This window comes from Gemmatimonas groenlandica, assembly GCF_013004105.1.
Lineage (GTDB): Bacteria > Gemmatimonadota > Gemmatimonadetes > Gemmatimonadales > Gemmatimonadaceae > Gemmatimonas > Gemmatimonas groenlandica.
Map to the genome: position 1 here is coordinate 2,872,051 of NZ_CP053085.1, position 18,035 is coordinate 2,890,085.

At 59.8% G+C, this 18,035-nt stretch carries 16 protein-coding genes; 7 read left to right on the forward strand and 9 right to left on the reverse strand.

Going from position 1 to position 18,035, the window contains the following annotated elements:
• Positions 1 to 54: 54 nt before the first annotated feature.
• The 4 genes from HKW67_RS12125 to HKW67_RS22775 all read right to left on the reverse strand — a co-directional run bounded on the left by HKW67_RS12125 (position 55) and on the right by HKW67_RS22775 (position 3,790).
• Entirely contained in the window at positions 55 to 1,248 is a 1,194-nt protein-coding gene (locus HKW67_RS12125; RefSeq protein WP_171225635.1) for a hypothetical protein, read from the reverse strand.
• 10 nt (positions 1,249 to 1,258) lie between these two features.
• On the reverse strand, positions 1,259 to 1,504 hold the full coding sequence (locus HKW67_RS12130) for an acyl carrier protein (RefSeq protein WP_171225636.1): 246 nt from the start codon (positions 1,502 to 1,504) through the stop codon (positions 1,259 to 1,261).
• On the reverse strand, positions 1,504 to 3,282 hold the full coding sequence (locus tag HKW67_RS12135; protein ID WP_171225637.1) for an HAD-IIIC family phosphatase: 1,779 nt from the start codon (positions 3,280 to 3,282) through the stop codon (positions 1,504 to 1,506). Before HKW67_RS12135 ends, HKW67_RS12130 begins: the two co-directional genes overlap by 1 nt.
• A gap of 82 nt (positions 3,283 to 3,364) precedes the next feature.
• Entirely contained in the window at positions 3,365 to 3,790 is a 426-nt protein-coding gene (locus HKW67_RS22775) for a VOC family protein (protein ID WP_171225638.1), read from the reverse strand.
• A gap of 255 nt (positions 3,791 to 4,045) precedes the next feature.
• Here HKW67_RS22775 and HKW67_RS12145 point away from each other — a divergent pair, with 255 nt between their 5' ends.
• A complete protein-coding gene (locus HKW67_RS12145; RefSeq protein WP_171225639.1) occupies positions 4,046 to 5,422 on the forward strand; it encodes a citrate synthase in 1,377 nt (458 codons plus the stop codon).
• Positions 5,423 to 6,232: 810 nt separating this feature from the next.
• A complete protein-coding gene (locus tag HKW67_RS12150; protein WP_171225640.1) occupies positions 6,233 to 7,153 on the forward strand; it encodes a glycosyltransferase in 921 nt (306 codons plus the stop codon).
• Positions 7,154 to 7,208: 55 nt separating this feature from the next.
• On the opposite strand, the gene HKW67_RS12155 is transcribed toward HKW67_RS12150, so the two are convergent.
• The 5 genes from HKW67_RS12155 to HKW67_RS12175 all read right to left on the reverse strand — a co-directional run bounded on the left by HKW67_RS12155 (position 7,209) and on the right by HKW67_RS12175 (position 14,168).
• On the reverse strand, positions 7,209 to 8,318 hold the full coding sequence (locus HKW67_RS12155) for a glycosyltransferase family 4 protein (RefSeq protein ID WP_171225641.1): 1,110 nt from the start codon (positions 8,316 to 8,318) through the stop codon (positions 7,209 to 7,211).
• A 370-nt stretch (positions 8,319 to 8,688) separates the two neighbouring features.
• The gene (locus HKW67_RS12160; protein ID WP_269141190.1) at positions 8,689 to 9,783 is read right to left on the reverse strand and encodes a glycosyltransferase; all 1,095 of its coding nucleotides are present in this window, start codon (positions 9,781 to 9,783) and stop codon (positions 8,689 to 8,691) included.
• A 652-nt stretch (positions 9,784 to 10,435) separates the two neighbouring features.
• Positions 10,436 to 11,887 (reverse strand): oligosaccharide flippase family protein, encoded by a 1,452-nt coding sequence (locus HKW67_RS12165; RefSeq protein WP_330998903.1) that lies wholly within the window; start codon positions 11,885 to 11,887, stop codon positions 10,436 to 10,438.
• 863 nt (positions 11,888 to 12,750) lie between these two features.
• Positions 12,751 to 13,599 carry an IS21-like element helper ATPase IstB gene (istB, locus tag HKW67_RS12170; RefSeq protein ID WP_206044401.1) on the reverse strand — a complete coding sequence of 283 codons (849 nt, stop codon included), beginning with the start codon at positions 13,597 to 13,599 and terminating at the stop codon, positions 12,751 to 12,753.
• The gene (locus HKW67_RS12175) at positions 13,599 to 14,168 is read right to left on the reverse strand and encodes a Mu transposase domain-containing protein (protein ID WP_171225644.1); all 570 of its coding nucleotides are present in this window, start codon (positions 14,166 to 14,168) and stop codon (positions 13,599 to 13,601) included. Before HKW67_RS12175 ends, istB (HKW67_RS12170) begins: the two co-directional genes overlap by 1 nt.
• A gap of 121 nt (positions 14,169 to 14,289) precedes the next feature.
• On the opposite strand from HKW67_RS12175, the gene HKW67_RS12180 reads away from it, so the two are divergent.
• The 5 genes from HKW67_RS12180 to istB (HKW67_RS12200) all read left to right on the forward strand — a co-directional run bounded on the left by HKW67_RS12180 (position 14,290) and on the right by istB (HKW67_RS12200) (position 17,609).
• On the forward strand, positions 14,290 to 14,646 hold the full coding sequence (locus HKW67_RS12180; protein ID WP_171225645.1) for a transposase: 357 nt from the start codon (positions 14,290 to 14,292) through the stop codon (positions 14,644 to 14,646).
• Positions 14,643 to 15,050, forward strand: a complete 408-nt coding sequence (locus tag HKW67_RS22780; RefSeq protein ID WP_171225646.1) for an IS3 family transposase — start codon at positions 14,643 to 14,645, stop codon at positions 15,048 to 15,050. The genes HKW67_RS12180 and HKW67_RS22780 overlap by 4 nt, the downstream gene beginning before the upstream one ends.
• A complete protein-coding gene (locus tag HKW67_RS22785) occupies positions 14,942 to 15,295 on the forward strand; it encodes a DDE-type integrase/transposase/recombinase (protein WP_425486255.1) in 354 nt (117 codons plus the stop codon). The genes HKW67_RS22780 and HKW67_RS22785 overlap by 109 nt, the downstream gene beginning before the upstream one ends.
• Positions 15,296 to 15,750: 455 nt before the next feature.
• Positions 15,751 to 16,782, forward strand: a complete 1,032-nt coding sequence (istA, locus tag HKW67_RS12195; protein WP_171225648.1) for an IS21 family transposase — start codon at positions 15,751 to 15,753, stop codon at positions 16,780 to 16,782.
• Positions 16,779 to 17,609: an IS21-like element helper ATPase IstB gene (gene istB, locus HKW67_RS12200; RefSeq protein WP_206044402.1), complete on the forward strand. Its 831-nt coding sequence runs from the start codon at positions 16,779 to 16,781 to the stop codon at positions 17,607 to 17,609. Before istA ends, istB (HKW67_RS12200) begins: the two co-directional genes overlap by 4 nt.
• Positions 17,610 to 18,035: the final 426 nt, after the last annotated feature.

The following is an 18,035-nucleotide window of genomic DNA, read 5'->3' on the forward strand; positions in this document are numbered from 1 at the left end:
AACGAGCGGCAAAAAGGCGAGTAGGAAAGCGAGAGAGTTCAGCGGCACTTTTCTTCAGCGAATTTCGGGAGGAACAGAGGCTCCGTCCGAATTGGACGAATCTATGGAGCTGACGATCTCACTAGCGAGTCCTCCAGCAAGCACGCCGCTTCCCCACTCGTTATGGTGCGCAAAGTCTTCGAAGGGGTTCTCGCGAAGCTGTCGTACCCGGCTATTCCAGTCGAAAAGGATGGCCGATTTCTCTCTGGCAATGCGGGCCGTTGAGATTGCCGCTAGGCTATCGAACTCAATTGGAACCCTTCCAGTAGCCCGCGGATAAAAGCGTAGCCAGGCGACGAGCATATCGCGGCTCTCTCCTCTTGAGCCACCGAAGACATTGGCGTGCGTAACCACGAAGGGAGTAGCACGGGCCGCGCTGATGGCGTCGAGGGCCGCGCTCATATCGCGTTCGTACGCGGCAAGTCGCTCCCGTGGCGCTTCGCGAAACTCACTCTCGGGTACCTGGCTCCCGCGTGAACGAGCACGATCTATCGATCGCGCGGCAAAAAGAACAGAGGCCGGCAGCGACTGCTTGATTGTCTCGCGAATTCGATCGATCGCTCGCGGATATACATACCATGAAAGCGGTGGTTGCTGATTGCGACCAACCGATGAGTCAGGTTTCGCCGGCGCGGGCGCCGCTTGCTCGAGATACTGAGCGGGCGACGGATACAACACAATCATATCTGGCGAGAATCGGCCAAGCCTCAGCGACACATCCTGCACTACTGTAGGCAGAGACATCCCAAGAAGAGCGGCGTTGATGACTTCGAATCGCCCGACGCCTACACATTTGCATCGACCATCGAGGCGCATTTTCTCAAGAGAATCCTGGAGTTGCCGTGGGTACTCTTTCCCCGCAGGCTCATAAAGTCCGAACGTCTCTGACGCTCCGATAGTCGCCACGCGGAACGTACCCCGGGCCTTCGCCAGTTCGAAGTCAGGGCCTCGCATTCCGTGATTATTCAGTACCCACTTTCGATAGCTTGCGTGGGGCCTTCCGTGCATGCCATCGACGTCCCGAATGGTGAGCTGCCCCTGCGAATGAAACGGCGAAAATACGGGGGTGCCGAACCTGATTCGGTCATCGAGTCGCACCCCCAGTTCGAAGCAAATCATCCATAGCATGCCAATCAGCGCTACGGAGAGGACACGACGAGTGTCGCCCCCCGGCGCGACGTGGCCTAACGCACCAAGCTCTATCGCCATCAGTCGAGGCTCATGCGAGCTTTCCCTGCTTCTGCAAAATCAGGTCGATCATGTCGCCGATGTTCTTCAGTTCTTGCAACTCTCCAAGGGCGAAGCGAACACCAAACTCATCCTCGACCGCCGCGACGATGTTGATATGCGCCAAGGAGTCCCACCCCTCTACTGTCTCACCAGTCGACGCCCTCGAGATGCTGACAGAATCGTTATCGAGAACGTCGCGAAAAATAGTTTGCAACTGCTGCAGAATTTCAGCCATCACGCGCTCCGTTCGATTTGTATGTGCTTGTTTCGGGGGGTGTAGCCAGCGACCTCAAGGTACCAATTCGTCGCTCCGTCCGTCCGCTCCTCTTCGACCTTTCGAAACCCGAGGCGACTGTAGTGGTCTGCGACCATCGCGTTCTTTGCGGTCGGTATATACAACCCATGAATAGCAGAAGCCCCGGCGACCGCGCAACGCTCAACCAACACGTCCAGCATAGCCGCTTCGAGCTCGCGCTTCAGTACGCGGCAACTCATCAACCATAATTCAACGTGGGCGACGCCGTCGAGTACGCGCGCCTGTACGACAGTCACGAGGCCATTGTCGCCGAATTTATCTGCGAGTCGTCCGTAGATCGCTACCTGCGTTGAGTCTGCGGCAATCTCAAGAACCTCAGAATGCGATAGTCGCCGCGTAGTCAGGTTGAACTGATTTGTCTTGTTGACTAACTGAGCGATGCGCTCCAAGTACGGCGCCTTAAATCCGCCGATGTCCGCCGACATTTCCAGCGAGGATAGATACTCGCCATAGTTCTGGTATGCGGCCCCAGCGAGCACTCGCTCAGTATTCGCTTGATACTGACTCGAACGAACCAGATCCTCGCCCGAAACTGCGGTGGTCTCGAAGAACCTATAGCTTTCGACTACGGCTGCGAACTGCGATACATCGCTTCCAACTTCAGGGACGCCGACCGTCGGCAACTGGGCTGCTACCAACGCCCGTTCCGCCGGGTTGTCGTCGACGAACACAAGACTGTCAACGCCGATGTTGAGTTCCTCGGCGATTGAGCGGATGTTCTCATCCTTTGGAAGCCAGTTAGCGCGAATGGCGGCAAAGTGCTCAGGTCGGAGAACTGAGTCCGGGTGACGCAGCCCTTCCATCGCGATATCATGATTGTTCTTCGAGCAGACCGCGAGCAAAATCCCTCTGCTTCTAAGCCGAAGGCAATACTCGTGAAACTCGACGAACGCCTCCGCGTCTGCGGATTCGCGACCGAGGCGAATCTTGTCCACTCCATCGTCGCCGATTACTCCGCCCCAAAGCGTGTTGTCCAAGTCGAGTACGAGACACTTTTTGGAACCAAACAGCGCACTCGTGATCGATGCGCCCACCGATCTCGCAATCTCGAGATGCGCAGCCGGAGTATGTGCCAACTTGTACGAAAACCATCGAGGCAGATCACGCCATTGTTCGACACCAAGCTGCGAAGCGAGCGAGGACAGGTCGTTCAGGCGAAGTCTGGACCGGCTTGCTGCTGCTTCGGCAAAGCGGCAGTTGAGCGCGTTGACAAACCTTACGGCGCCAGCCGGATGGGAGGCGTCGAGATTTCCAAGTATTCGGTAGAGGGGCGGGTCAAAAGTGTTCTGGATGATTTCGCAACCGATCGTTTGTTCGATTGAATCCCAAATCGCTACATATCTCTGATACTCTGCCTCAAGTCGCTGTTGAAAGCGCTCTTCCGAGGCTCCGTAGTCATCGTCGAGTCGGATATTCCTAACGGTGGTGTAGACGACGACTAGCTGCGGTCGGAACGCAGCTAAGGTTGATGGCGAGAGCACGGCTTCTTCGAAGTAGGCGCCGTACTCGGATTGGTAAAACGTCGGTCGAATACCATTGGACAGCAGCTCAATCTCGAGAAAGTCCACAAACTCATCAGTTGTGGATCCTCCAAGAACTGCGATGCGAAATTCCCGCAGATTTGGAAGCTCACGAAGCTGCCGGCGTAACTTCTTGCCGTTACGCAGAATTGCCTTTGAAGATGCTCCGAGGTCCATGTTTAGCAGGCGAGTGCAGGTGAAAGTCGACTCGGCATTCAGCAAATGCGCGGTCGCAGCTAGCGAATTCGAGCCTCTCGCATCAATACGGATCTGATTGCGCGCGTGGCTCCACAAATTCTAGAAGCCTTCCCGAACGATGCACAACGAATGCTATTCGACGGCGAAAGGCGGCGGCGTGTACTGGCGCGCAGACCACGGTGCCTCCCCCGTCTACTTGGCGGGAGAGCACTTCCTCCAAGGACCCATCGTCTTCATCGAGTTCAAAACAGACATGGTCGAGGCCGCCGCCTCGGGCAAGTCTGGACGACAGCGGCGATGATCCCACATCTTCGAGTGGCGACACCGTTTCCCAGATGAGTCCGACCGGATCCACGAAGAACTGCACTATCACGCGTTGTACCGGGTCTGGCACGGGGTGTCCCAGAGCGGTCATGCCTTCTCTTGCGAAGCGATCGGATGCGACCTTAGTCGACTTCGTAACCCACCCAACGTGATGAAGACGCACTTACCCTCCGGGCTGCAACATGAAAGTCGACGCTTGAGAAGATGTGTAACCTATTGCCACTTATGTTCTTAAGGTAGCTCTGACGGGGATCCCTTTCGATTTTCTCCTCTCCACGTCTTGAGTCGCTGTCGCCCTGAACGTTCTCACCTAGGAAGACCACGCCAAACAGCGCGCTGCGCGTGTGCCGAGGCGCGTGTTAGTTTCAACGCGTCAGTTCCACCTGCGTCCTACTACCTCCTAGGGAGTCCATCGTCGATGAGCACGTCTAATCCGCCCAAAGACCCGTCTGGCGCATCCGACCTTCAGATGCTCGATCAGCGAAGCGGTATAAGCTATTCGGCGCGGATTCAGACGGAGGGTCCCGAGGGCGACTCATACATTCGCGCTGTCGACCTTCGGCAAATAAAGCAGGAGGCGTCGGAGTTCGGAATGCTCAGCTACGACCCCGCATTCATGAACACGGCGTCGTGCCGCAGCGCTATCACGTTCATCGACGGTGACAAGGGCATTCTTCGTTATCGTGGTTATCCCATCGAGCAGCTCGCGGAGAACGCAACGTTCCTGGAAGTTGCATACCTGCTTCGACACGGCGAACTGCCGAACCAGGGGCAGTACGATACGTGGGTACACGACATCACGTTCCACACGTACGTGCACGAGAACATCCGGAAGTTCCTAGAAGGGTTCCGGTACGACGCGCACCCGATGTCGATGATGTGTAGCGCCACGGCAGCTCTTTCGAGCTTCTATCCGCAGGCGCGCGACATCCACGATCCACAGCAGCGCTACATCTCGATGATTCGCCTCATGGCGAAGCTGCCCACGATCGCGGCCTTTGCGTACCGCCATGTGAAGGGTTTGCCGTTCATCTATCCGGACAACGATCTCGGCTACACCGAGAACTTCCTGTCGATGATCGCGCGCATGTCCGAGCCCAAGTACGAGGCCAACCCGGTATTCGTGAAGGCGCTCGAAGTGCTGTTCATTCTCCACGCCGACCACGAGCAGAACTGCAGCACCAGTGCGGTGCGCGCCATCGGTTCGTCGGGCGTGGACCCGTTCTCGGCCGTCGCCGGCGGTATCGCGGCGCTGTTCGGTCCGTTGCATGGCGGTGCGAACGAAGCCGTGCTGCGCATGATCAGCGACATCGGCGATAAGAAGAATATTCCGGCTTTCATCGAGTCGGTGAAGAGCGGCAAGGGCGAGCATCGCCTCATGGGCTTCGGTCACCGCGTGTACAAGAGCTACGATCCGCGCGCCCGCATCGTGAAGAAGCTGGCCGACGAAGTGTTCGCTCAGGTCGGCATGGACAAGGACCTGGAAATCGCACTTGAGCTCGAGCGCATCGCGCTAAGCGACGACTACTTCATTGCGCGCAAGCTCTATCCGAACGTCGACTTCTACACGGGGCTTATCTATCGCTCCATGGCGTTCCCGACGGACTTCTTCACCGTTCTGTTTGCCGTCGCCCGCGTGTCGGGTTGGATGGCGCAATGGGAAGAGATGATACTGGACAAGGAGCAGAAGATTGCGCGTCCTCGTCAAATTTACGTTGGTGCCGGCGAGCGACAGTACACGGACCAGCTCAGCGATAAGTTCCCGCGCGCGCGGAAGGATAGCATTCGGAAGTAACCGCGTTGAGCCGCGCGCGCATCGCCGCGCGGCGCTCCCCGCGCGACAAGAGGTCTTCCTCTCTAGGTTTTCTTAGGGGGTCGTCGGCTTCGCCGGTACTCGCACCGGCGAAGCCAGAGCGAGCATTATCTGACTCGAAGGCCCGTGTTTTGAGCACTTCCAAAGACAAGAGCCCCTTCGCGTGAGCGGAATGCTAGACACCACTCAGCGCGTGAACGGCGATGCAGCGCACCGCAGAAGTGGGCGAAGCCGTTGCGATCTAGTTCACCGGCCTGCTGTCGAGCCCTTTGGCTACCCGCCCTGCGGCGTCGCCGTTTGTCACGGAACGGCTCGCGTCGTACAGTATACAGTGTCGCGGCATGTTCGAGATGTTCGAGATATACGCGATCAGCAGTCCCCTGACCGTGCAGCCGGAAGTGCAAGTGGCTGCGCTCTTTGCTTGAGTTGCGCCAACGCCACCGGGCCTCAGGATCACTCGATCGACGGCCCTGCGACTGCTGCTGCAGTTCCGTCGAAACGTGCGTGCGGCAGCGGCGGACAGAATGAGAATATGCGTTGGAATTGTGACGAGTGGAACTCTCATTAAGTTCAAGTTTCGGCACACCGAATCGCGAGCACCGACGTTCCTATCCACGCTACGATCGGGCATCACCCCATTTTCTATAAACTGTGACTGCAGCGACATCGTGCGACGTCGGATAGCTCAATCTAGTATGGTCGTGGAATGGTTCAGCTACGCTGGCCCTCATCCGTCGGTTCCATCTACGGCGACTCTGGGCACTCGCCACATCCTCATCCGCTAGGCAACGTATGAACCCGCGTGTCTCCATTATCGTCCCGATCAAGAATAAAGTCACGTTCCTCTCGCGTGCACTCACGTCAGTGAGTTTAGCCTGTGCAGAGCACGGCGCCGCTGAGATTGTCTTGATTGAGAATGGATCGACGGACGGCAGCAGGGAGTTGGCGCAATCGTTCGAGGGAACGGCGAGTGTCCTTTACTCAAGCGCCTCGACCATCTCGGCTGTTCGGAATGCTGGAGCGCGTCACGCTCAGGGCGACCTGCTAGTTTTTCTTGATTCGGACATCGTTGTTCCGACGAACTACTTGGCGATGGTAGAAGTCGTTATCGGAAGCACGCCAGCTGATGCCGTCGGTTATCCCGTCCGTCCACCTGATGACGGGACCTGGGTGGAGTGGCAGTGGTACCTGCTCAATGTCGCCGAGCGCTCGGGCGTCACGCACTTCATAAACTCTGGCAGCATCGCCGTGACCCGCCAGGCTTTCGAGAGAATAAGCGGCTTTCCAGAGGATTTCGAGACTGGTGAGGACTATGAGTTTTGCAGACGACTTGTGTCAACCGGTTATCAAATCCATCGGGACGAGCGACTATCCGTTGTTCACTTGGATAACCCCAAGACTATCGCAGCGTTCTTTAGAAAGGAGGTGTGGTACGGCCTTGGCATGCTAAAGGCGAGCGGGGAGAAGGCCATGAATAGACCGACCCTCATGACTCTAGCTCACATCCTTCTTCTACTGATATGCATCGCGAGCGCACTAGTGAATCGGTTCTTGCTAACTTTCATTTTGCTCAATGCTGTTCCAGTGGCGACACTCGTATATCGGCTGCGAATCGGCGGGCGCGTTGGAAATGGGCTTCAGCAACTTCTCCTTCTACATGTATTCTACTGCGCGCGGATTGTCGGACTGGTGCGCGGGCTTCGCCGTCGTTGAGCTATGACCGCTTGAGAGTTGAATACTTAGCGTCCAACGCGAACTAGGAAGAGCTTTAGCGCGAGGCTTGCTCTGGTCGGAGAGTCTTTAGGTAGATCTCGCTCAATAGGCGAACCCTATTCTCGAGCGAAAACGTGCGAAGTAATTCGATTGCTTCGCGCATTTCGATAGACTCTCGCTCACCTGTCAGTTCAGCTGAGATGGCCGCCGCGATGTCTCGCTCCTGAGTACCGCTCGCCAAGGTGCCGATTCCGCTGTGCTCATTCATAATCCTTGGGACATCTCCCACCGGCGTTGCGACTACTCGACAGCGCGCGGCGACTGCCTCAAGCAGAATATTGGGCATTCCTTCGCTAAGGCTAGGCAATACCACGGCCCGAGCGCGCATCAGGATCGTGCGAACGTCCGTTGACGTGCCCATAAACTGGACATGCTCCTTCAGACCCATTTCGTCTATCCAGCCGGCGAGCGAGCGGGATTCCGGACCGTCACCATAGATCCGCAAATTGCTGCGGCCTTCCGGTGGCAGCTGCGACATCGCCTTCAAGAGGCCGTAAATGTTCTTCTCCGGGCTTAGCCGGCCGATGAACACAAGACCCTCCCGATCGTCACTCCTTGACTCGACCGAAACGGTATCTAAAACGGCATTTGGAACATGCTGCACATCGTTCTTACGCGCGAAGATGTTCCTTTGCGCCTCTGCCACCACAACAACCTGATCAGCCGAGTGCATCGCGACAATGGCCAACCTGTCGAGCAGTCGAACTCGCCATGACTCGTAGGTTAGGCCGTGAAAGAACGCGATCCATCTAACTTTCCTTCGAAAGAGCCACCGAACGCCGAACGCTAGCAGAGCAGCTCGACTTCCGTGCGTCTGCATGATCTGGCAATCATTCGCTGACATCAGGTTCGAGAGTTCACTAATCGCGTTGAATATTCCCCGGTACCCGTCGGTGACGCTCCCTGTTCTGACGGCCGCATCGTGGAGTTCATTCGTGGTGTCTGGATCCCGCAAAGTTGCGCGAACGCCTCGAATGTAAATACAGCGTACGCCCGCAGCAGCGAACGATTTGAGCAACGCCTTCTGCTGCCGCAGTGGCCCGCTGTTACCGGACGCATCTAAGACAAGGGCGAGCGAATGTGGGATGGTCTCAGGAGTCTTCACAAGCCTCTCTCTAGCAGCTGATTTCCTCGTACGAAATCACTCAAAACGTGTAGCTGTCTCCTCGAACGCACAACTCTGGAAAGGCTATATCTGACTCACCCGTAGTCTTCCTACGCAGGCAAGTGAACGGCGATGGTACCTCGATCTTCTGTGTCTCCGCAAGCAAAAGGAGCAAAGGAGTATAGCGGTTGATTTCCGCCGAGCCGATCATTCGAACTAGTCGGCGTACGAGAAGATCGAATACGTTGCATCGCCATTCTCGAACGTCCCTTTGCCAGGACTCAATATCGAAGCAGCTAGTCGGCGCCTCACGGCACTTGCCGAATCTTGGGTACTGAGGATTCACCTGAATGCCGCCTCTACCGCAAGACTACCGGGACTTAGACAGCGTCTCGTTGAAAAGCAGCTCGTATGCTTCCGACATCAGATCTACTCCAAATTTAGTGCGCACCCTTGTCACGAGCGCTACGCCCGCGGATCGATTCTCATCTTCCGGTCGAGAAAGCGCTCGGTCGATAGCGATCGATAGTTCAACTGGATTGTTTGGTGGTACGAGCGTTCCCAATCCATCAAGCGCTTCAGGAATTCCGCCAACCCTAGTCGCCACGCACGGAACTCCAGCGGACATCGCCTCCAGTAGTGCCATCGGCATTGCCTCGCTGTGGGATGGCATCACAAAAAGATCCGCAGTCCGCAGAAGAGACATTGGCTCGGGTATCGACCCGAGGAGCGAAACCCGATCGGCTAATCCAAACTTCTGTATCTCCCGAAGCAGATCATCGGTGTGCTCCGTCCTCCGGCCGGCAATAGAAAGATGCCAATCTCTATTCTTACAACGCGCCATGGCGTTGATAAGAACTAGGTGGCCCTTCACGGGAAGATGGTTGCCAACGGCGACGACCGATTTTCCTTTAGCTACTAATGCAGCGTAAGCGTCGGCTGCTCCATCTGAGAGAGTTTGACTTTGCGGTACACCGTTATATATGACGCGAATCTCTCGTGGTTGGAAAGGCACTTGCCGCTGCAACTCATCTCGGAGCGCCTCTGACACGGCGACTACGTTATCCGCTGCCAGCATTGCGTACGAAAGTGCGAGTCGACGCTTCCACCCAACTAGCTCGCCGCCACCACCGTGCAGCGTGATAACTAGAGGAGATACTGCGGGGACGTTTGCTAGAGCAGCCAGCAGTCCCATGCCGAACATGTGTGCATGAACGAGGTCGGGAGCAAAGTTCTTCATAGACCGGCGGAGCAGTCGTGAGCCGGCTAGAACGTGCCCCGGGCGAAAATGAACCGGAATGAATTCGATATCCGAAGCCATCGCGGAACTCTGGAGCCACGATGCTCCGGGCGGGCCCACTACCGCGACCTCCGCGCCTCGCGAACGCAGGCCGCGAGCGAGAAGCATCAACATTCTTTCCGCACCGCCAAGTGCGCTGGACTCGGACAAGAGTGCTACTCGCATGTTGCTCCATCTGCGAAACGGTGATGGCAGGAAGCCTGTGCGCGTACCGATCCTCTCAAGACTTTGCCGTCGGGCACCAACGCTTGATTCACTTCTCGAGAACCTCTCACCGAAGTCGCTCCGCAGAGAAACCACGTGAGAGCGGAGGACTCGCGCAGCGATGCCAGTCTGACGACAAAGGCGAGAGGGCTCGATGGAAGCGTAACACGATCAAAACAGTACTTGAGGAGATTGGCTGGACGCCGAGTGTAAGCAACCGGTAACGCCTTAGCATGTCGGATTCAACACCTGCGCGGCGGGCGAAGTCGTCGATTGGCCCAGAAGTGGTTCTCAAAGAAGTGTGATTTGAGATTCGAGTGCCCGAACCCCAAATCGCATCTGCAAACTGACGCTCTACAGGGGAACCTTTGATTGAACGCCGAGACGAGCGCGTCACGCTCACCAGTAGACTGATACCTTAGGACCGAGATTCGCCATTTCCGATACCTGAAGACGTCTGGGCGCGAGACGCTCGATAAGGGAGGAGTGACCGCGGCGACGTCACCACGAGGTACTAAACTAAATCGCTTGGCTGCGCCCCCAAAGTGCACTCGAAGTACCAGTCCCAACGCGAACTACGCCCCTATCGGCTTCTCGGAAAACTACTCGGCGTTCATGTCTCACCACGAGGGCGCAGGGAGGATGGGACGATTGCGCGCATCAGCTGCGCAATCACGGGCGACCGCAACTGCCAAAAGGCCAATACGGTGAGGAGTGCTCCAACACCCGCACTCGCAACCGTGCGCTGAGCCAACGAGAGAGCGTGCGGAAGGTGCAACATAGAGTAGTGGAATCCGAGTGCCACCATGGTGCTCACTAGAATCGCCCGCAGAATCGGAATCACAAAGTCAAGTGACCGGAGCCCAATCGAGACGTGCAGTATGCGGAGCGCCGGCAGAAAGATGATTGGCATCGAAGCCAGTGATCCCCATGCCATTCCGCTAATACCGAAAAAGTGTGAGAGAACAATCTGTGAGGGAATCGTGAACGCGATAAGGGCGATGCGAATTCGTAGCGAATTCAAGGTATTGCCAGTCACGGATAGCGCTTGAGGGAGCACTGCTGTGACAGAGTTTGCGAAGTAGAAGGGAGCCAAAATCCACACTAACCCGATCGCCGGCCTCCACTTTTCTCCCAACGCCGGGATGATAACCGTATCGCCAGAGACGCAAATCACAGCTAACGGAATTGCAACGACGATCGCAATTCCCTCCGCTAGCGTGACGAGCACCCTCCTTAGCTCTGTGTGGTCGTCTCGCTTCGACGCAAGAATTGAAGTTCCGATAGGAATGATCATCGCGGCCAATTTCTCTGATGGAAGCGCGGCGAGTGTCTTTGCAAGCGCGAGAAGCCCGGCCGCACTCGTACCCAGAACGCGAGTAGCGATCATCTGATCCGCATTGCTGTTCAGCATCCAGATCGAAGACTCGATAAAGAGCCGCTTTCCCGTCTTACGCTGCTCAGTGCTGAGGCTTGAACCGGCCCGCTGCAATCGGCCGGTCAATCGCACGGACATCGCCGAAGCGAGAAGTGCACCTATAAGTGGACCGATGATAAGAGCCGATGGCCCATCCCAACTGTACGCAATGGCCACGGATGCGCCGGACGCGGCTATCGCGCGCGTGGCATCGATGATGCCTACTTCGCGCAGCTTTAGATCACGCTGGAGCACCGCGTATGGGACAGCACGGAACGCTTCGATTGGAATACCGAGGCTGGCGATCATCAGCACTGCCGCGCTTCCCTGTACACCTAGCAGCCAGGCTATAACGGGCGATGAGAGAAGCACGCAGACGAACACGAGGATGGATCGCCGCACCACTAACTGGTGGGCGGCTGCAGCGAGGCCGTCGTCGAGCGAATCAGCGACGACGAGCTGCGGCATACCTTGAGTCGCAATTGCTGCACTCCACCCCGACACGATGAGGGCGAAGCCAGCTTCTCCATAGTCAGCGGGCCCGAGACGCCTCAGCACCAGAAGCGTCGAGATCCAAGAGACGGCCTGCACGAAGAGCCTAAGCGCACCGAAGCCGGCGATCCGACTCGACAGTGATCTATTGGTCACTGTTCTTCCGCCGAAACGCCGCGCTGAACGAATGAGATGTCAAAGACTCGGGATAAACCAAGTGTGCTTACCGATTCGCTATCGCGGTTCGCGATGCAGTCGAAGTGGCGACCCATTCGAGATCGGGGGCCGCATGCCAAGACAGTTGGAATAAGTGTTCTCGTAGACTCTCCCGTCAAGCGCATGACCCGAATGCGAGGCGTTCTGAATCGCGCCGCGCGTTTAGCAGGCAGGTTGCGCGGATCACACCCAAAGGCTCGCTGGTGTGAAGTGAGCAGAACCACGCCCAAACTGCCGCCGGCAGAGCATCGCTAGGCGGTTTCAGAAAGCTCTACCTAGAGCTGAGCCAGCGGACCCATTCAAGGATCGTGACTTCAAGCTCCCCCTCGGCCTTGCCACGGTCCGTACAGACGGATCGCTTCGCGTTCGAACTATCACATGGCAGCTTCGCCGTGCGCCCATACGAGGGACTTCTTCGAAACGGCGAATTGAGGGCCTAGCACAATCCGCCGCCGCGCAGCCCCCGTACATCCTACGTTGTGGTCCGAGGGCCGGCTGGACGGCGATATGTCCTTCGAGCTTCTGGTCGTGCGAGGCCGGCTCCAACGCGTCGGCCACTGGGCCGCTCCGCATCGTGATGCGCGCCTGCTGACGACGGGGCGCAAGGCGACATGAGCAAGGCCGCGTCGCGTTGCGACGAAGGTAAAGCGCTCCGGCTGCCGATTCGGATACTCGGAATGGCATTGCCGCTGGCCCAATTCCTGCGCGCGTTTGGCGGTGGTATCGGTGCTTGTCGCTCGGTGCGCAAGTACACCCAAAGTCCCGCAGTTGATGAACAGGCAAATTCCCGCAGTCGCCGGGAATCAGACTGAGCGGGTGGTCTCCGCTCGCGCGCCCTCCCTGGTGGGGCTGAGCAGGGCGCCGAGTTCGCGGAGCCGGTAGCTCTGGCCGTCGATGTGGACGACCGCGACGTGGTGCAGCAGGCAGTCGAGGATCGCGGTCGTCAGGATCTCATCACCGGCAAAGATCTCCGGCCAGTCGCGCATATGTTTGTTCGACGTGAGCAGCATGGAGCCGCGTTCGTAGCGCGTCGAGACGAGTCGGAAGAAGAGATTCGCCTCGATGCGGTCGAGCGGACGGAAGCCGATTTCGTCGATGATCAGTAAGCCGCAGTTGAAGTAGCGCCGCGCCCGCAAGCGGGCGGGCGGGGTCGCGGCGTCGGCTTTCAGGACGTGCATCAGATCATCGAGGACGAAGTGCGCGACACTGAATCCGTTCTTGATCGCCGTGACGCCAAGGGCCGTCGCCAAGTGACGTTTCCCAACACCCGGCGGCCCGAGAAACAGGACATTGGTCTTCTCGCGCAGATAGGAGCACGTCGCCAGCGTCTCGATCTGGCGACGATCCGCCTTCGGCTGAAAGCCCCAATCAAACGCTTCCAGCGTCTTGCCCGGTGGTAAGCCCGAGAGCTTGAGCATCGTCGTGATCCGACGCTCGTCTTTCCGCTCGAGCTGACTCGTCAGCAGGAGATCGAGGAAGGCGAGTGGACTCAAATCGTCGCGCGCCGCCTGCTCGACGAGCTCCGGCAGCACCAGGGCGGGATGCTCAAGCCCCAGCGTGGTGAGCTTGGCCACCACGGGATCGAGTGTGGTCTGTCCGCTGGCGGCGGACATCGTCGGGCGCGGCGTGGCGCGCTTGGCGAGCGTGCTCATTATGGCTCTCCCGCGAGGGCGTCGAGGAGGTGCACGTACTGCGCCATCGGGCGAGCGACGGTCGACGGCGCCGGGAAGCGCTCTAGGACGGTCGCGGCCAGCTGCTGCTGCGCGCGACGCCCGAGCGGCGTCGGCGCGAGCACCTCGCTCGTGCTCGCGCCGCCGTAATGCGCCTCGTCGATCACGAGGCGCGCCGCGGTGCGGCGCGCATGGCGCGCGACCTCGCGGCCGTCGCCCCACACGACCACGTGCTGCGCGGTGCCGCGCACGTCGACGGTGCGACCGACCCAGGTGAACGGCACCGTGTAGCGACGTCCCTCGAAGCTCACGAGGTAGTCGCGACTCACGCGCCGCGCTACCACGCAATCAAAGAGCTCATGGAGCGTCGGCACGGGCTGCAGCAGGCGCTGCTCGTGCGCGAAGGCCTCCGCGATCAGCGAACCCGTGATCGGACAGCGCCGCGTCGCATGCCACTCGGCACTGCGCTCGTCCAGCGCGGCCTGCAGCGTGGGCAGGTCGGGCCAGTCGTGCACAAAGAGATCGGCGACATCGACGCGGGCGGTGCGCACCGCCCGCTCCGTCTTGCCCTTATCGCTGCCGGTCGCGCGCCGACACGGATTGGAGTGACCCCCAGCGGCTCAACAGATGGCGGGCGCGGTTTGACCTTCGAGGCAGCCCCTCGGAGGATCTATGGCCAAGACGTACCGACGGTTCAGTACCGAGTTCAAGCTCGGGGTCGTGGAGGCGTACCTCGCGGGTGAGGGCAGCCTCAAAGGCCTCGCCACCAAGGCCGGCGTCGATCACTCGCTGGTGCACTACTGGCTGAAGAAGTATCACGCCGGCGAGCTCTCGCTCGATCTGCTGCGCGAGGAAGAGTCGGTCGAAACGGCGCAGCACATCGCCGCGCTCGAGCGGAAGGTGGGTCAGCTCACCATGGAGATCGACCTGCTAAAAAGGGGGCTCATCGCCGCCCCCGCGACGAGCAGCGGGCGGTCGTTGATCATCTCCGGGCCGACGGCCTCAGCGCCCGACGAGGATGTCGCATGATCGGGCTGCCGCGGAGCACCTACTACCGGCGGCCACGCGAAGGAGACGAGTCCGCGAGCAAGGCCGATGCCGACCTCCGAGCCGCCATCGCGCAGGTGCAGCGCGACTTCCCAGGGTACGGGTACCGGCGCATCACCCGCGAGCTGCGCGCCGGGCCACACCGCGCGAATCACAAGCGCGTGCAGCGCGTCACGCAAGCGATGCTCCGCCCCCGTCGGCTCGCCGTCGACCATGGGTCGTCGCGGAGCCGGACTCGGTATCCGGTTCGTGGTATCCCAATCTCCGGGCAGAGATCATCCCGACGGGCCCAAATCAACTCTGGGTATCCGACATCACCTACGTGCGGCTCGAGCGGGCCTTCGTCTTTCTCGCGGTCGTACTGGATGTGTTCTCGCGCAAGGTAATCGGCTATGCGATTGGCCCGACACTCGACGCGCGCCTCCCCCTTGCCGCCCTGGACGCCGCGATCGAAAGTCGGCAGCCACCGCCAGGCTGCGTGCACCACTCTGACCGCGGCTCGCAATATTCGTCCGGGCGCTACCGAGAGCGGCTCGCCGAGGCAGGGCTCTTGGGCTCGATGTCACGGGCGGGTAATCCGTACGACAACGCGCACGTCGAGAGCTTCATGAAGACGCTCAAGCACGAATAGATCTATCCGCGCGGCTACCGCACCATGGCCGACGTCATTGCGCACCTTCCGCACTTCCTGGAGAGCACCTACAACAACAAGCGGCAGCACTCTGCCTTGAACTATCGGTCACCGAATGCCTTCGAGGCCGTTCACGCGCTCATCCTTTCATCCGGTCAAATCTCAGCCCCCTGATTGTCCAACCAAGAGGGGTCACTCCAATCGGTGCGGGAATTTGGGTGTACGTCTACACTCGGTGCAGCGAACCTCCGCAGTTCGCCGCGCAGGCCCGCTGCTTTCATGATCCGAGCGACGCTGCACTCTGGATCGTCTCCCTGCCTCGCAGTATGTCATCACCAGTATGAAATTGCGCAGAGTCACCAAGATGAATTGCGCACTTGGGAGCTTTCCTGCGAGGCCCTCCGCCAGCCTCGTGTCGACGCGACCTTGGTCTCTTCCCTTGGGGGAGGAGACTGGTGTACAGCAGGGATACCCTCGTGTTGCTACAGCACTTGTTGGATCAGGGGCTCGGGAAGCGGGCCATCGCCACGCAGTTAGGAGTGAGCTCGCGGACGGTCCATCACTGGATCGCGACTGGGCAGCTGACGCGGGTGGTCGAGACGCCGGTGATCCGGACGACCGCACCGCGTCCGCAGCGACTGGATCCGTTTAAGCCGCTCATTCACGAGCGACTGGGGTCGTATCCGGCCCTGTCCGCAGAGCGACTGTTCGCCGAGTGTCGGGCCGCCGGGTACGTCGGCGGCGTGACACGCCTCCGCGATTATGTAGCCCGCGTCCGGCCGCGTGCGGAGCCGGAGCCGATCATTCGCTTTGAGACGGCGCCCGGATGGCAGGGGCAGTTCGATTTCGCCGAAGTGAAGTTGCCGTGGGGCAAGCGCTACGCGGTGCTCGTCGTCCTTGGCTACTCGCGCAAGTTGTACGTGGAGTTCGTGCCGCGGCAGACGGCGCTGACGGTGATGCAGAGTTTGGAGCGCGCGTTCGCGGACTTCGGTGGCGTGCCGTCGGAGATGCTGTTCGATCAGCTCAAGGCCGTCATCGTCGAGGATCAGCGTCCGGGTGGCGGGAAGCTGCTCGAAAATGCAGAGTTCGGGCGCTTCGCCGCGCACTGGGGTTTTCGCATTCGCGCATGCCGCCCGTATCGCGCACAGACCAAAGGCAAAGTCGAGCGACCGGTCGGCTACCTCCGCACCAGCTTTCTCTACGGCCGGGAGTTTCTCGGCGATGCGGACCTCGCCGATCAGTGCACGCGCTGGCTCGCGGAGGTCGCCAATGTGCGGATCCACGGGACGACCGGTGAGTCGCCGGCCGCCCGCTTCCTTCGCGACGAGCAGGCCACCCTCCAGCCGCTCGCCGCGCGACCGTATCGGTCGATGGTCTTGGTCGCCCCGCAGGTCGAGCCCGCGCCGACCCGTCGGGTGCCGCACGTCGCCGTCGAGCGACGGGCCCTCGCCCACTATGGCGCGTTGCTCGCCGAGGAGGCCTCATGAGCGGCGGCACGCTGCGCGACCGACTTCGCACCCAGCTGGCCGACTGCAAGATGCCCGGCGCCCTGGAAGCGGTGGATGACATCCTGCGCCGCATTGATGCCGGCGAGTTGAGCGCCGGTCCCGCGATGGAAGCGCTGCTCGGCAGTCACATTGCGCTCCGCAATCAGCGCCGCCTCCAGACGGCGATGCGCTGTGCGCGATTGCCGACGGTGAAGACGCTCGACGATTTCGACTTCACGTTTCAGCCGTCGGTGAAACGCGATCAGCTCGAGAGTCTCCACACGCTGCAGTTCCTCGAGCGCAAAGAAAATGTCGTGTTTCTCGGGCCGCCCGGTGTCGGGAAGACGCACTTGGCGATCAGTCTGGCGGTGATCGCGGCGGAGCGCGGACGACGCGTCTACTATGCGACGCTGGCGGACTTAATCACGTGGCTCGAAGACGCGCAGCAGGCCGGCCATCTCACGCGACGGCTGCGCACCCTTGTGTCGCCGAGCCTCATGGTCGTCGACGAAATCGGCTACCTGCCGATCTCGCGCACGGGCGCCCAGTTGTTCTTCCAGCTCATGAGTCGACGCTACGAACACGCGTCAACCGTGCTCACCAGCAACAAATCCTTCGAGGAGTGGGGCGACGTCTTCGGGGACGAGGTCATGGCCGCCGCGCTCATTGATCGCCTAGTCCACCACTGCCACATCGTCAACATCCGCGGCAACAGCTACCGCATGCGCGAACATCGCGCGCTCGCCTCACGCTTGGCCACGCCGGCCTCGCCGGAACCCTCCGGCGCCCCGGTTCGTGGTCGCGCCCCCCGACGCCAGGAGGGCTGACCCTACCGGGCTCATCCCCCGCCCACAGTGCGCAATTCTTGTTGGTGAAAGTGCGCAATTCTCGTTGGTGTTGACACAGTAGCTGCCTCACTTTACGAACGCCATATACGCGTCGATGTGGCGCGACTCCGCGCGCTGAATTTGAACGCGTGGGACATCGACTCGCCGCTATCGCGCTGGGAGGCGCGGCCGGTACAACCGGCGTTTACAACTCGTGCGTCATCCGGACGGTGCTATGGCCAACGCGCGGCACGTCGGCTCGACCCAGCGCAGCCTCCCACCCATTTCTATGAACTTGCAGATCGACGGCTGAGGCGGTTCGGCTCCCGAGTGGAGCGTACCGCCGCTGCGGCAACAGCACTCGGATGCAGTCGCTCGTCATTGGCCCTCTCTAGCGCGCGCTATTCGTGCTCGGGCGCGGCCGGG

Coding starts and splice junctions, on each gene's coding strand:
- HKW67_RS12150 (WP_171225640.1), top strand. CDS start 6,233: ATGAACCCGCGTGTCTCCATTATCGTCCCGATCAAGAATAAAGTCACG.
- HKW67_RS12180 (WP_171225645.1), top strand. CDS start 14,290: ATGGCCAAGACGTACCGACGGTTCAGTACCGAGTTCAAGCTCGGGGTC.
- HKW67_RS22780 (WP_171225646.1), top strand. CDS start 14,643: ATGATCGGGCTGCCGCGGAGCACCTACTACCGGCGGCCACGCGAAGGA.
- istB (WP_206044402.1), top strand. CDS start 16,779: ATGAGCGGCGGCACGCTGCGCGACCGACTTCGCACCCAGCTGGCCGAC.
- istB (WP_206044401.1), bottom strand. CDS start 13,599: ATGAGCACGCTCGCCAAGCGCGCCACGCCGCGCCCGACGATGTCCGCC.
- HKW67_RS12135 (WP_171225637.1), bottom strand. CDS start 3,282: ATGGACCTCGGAGCATCTTCAAAGGCAATTCTGCGTAACGGCAAGAAG.
- HKW67_RS12145 (WP_171225639.1), top strand. CDS start 4,046: ATGAGCACGTCTAATCCGCCCAAAGACCCGTCTGGCGCATCCGACCTT.
- HKW67_RS12160 (WP_269141190.1), bottom strand. CDS start 9,783: ATGCGAGTAGCACTCTTGTCCGAGTCCAGCGCACTTGGCGGTGCGGAA.
- HKW67_RS12125 (WP_171225635.1), bottom strand. CDS start 1,248: ATGGCGATAGAGCTTGGTGCGTTAGGCCACGTCGCGCCGGGGGGCGAC.
- HKW67_RS12130 (WP_171225636.1), bottom strand. CDS start 1,504: ATGGCTGAAATTCTGCAGCAGTTGCAAACTATTTTTCGCGACGTTCTC.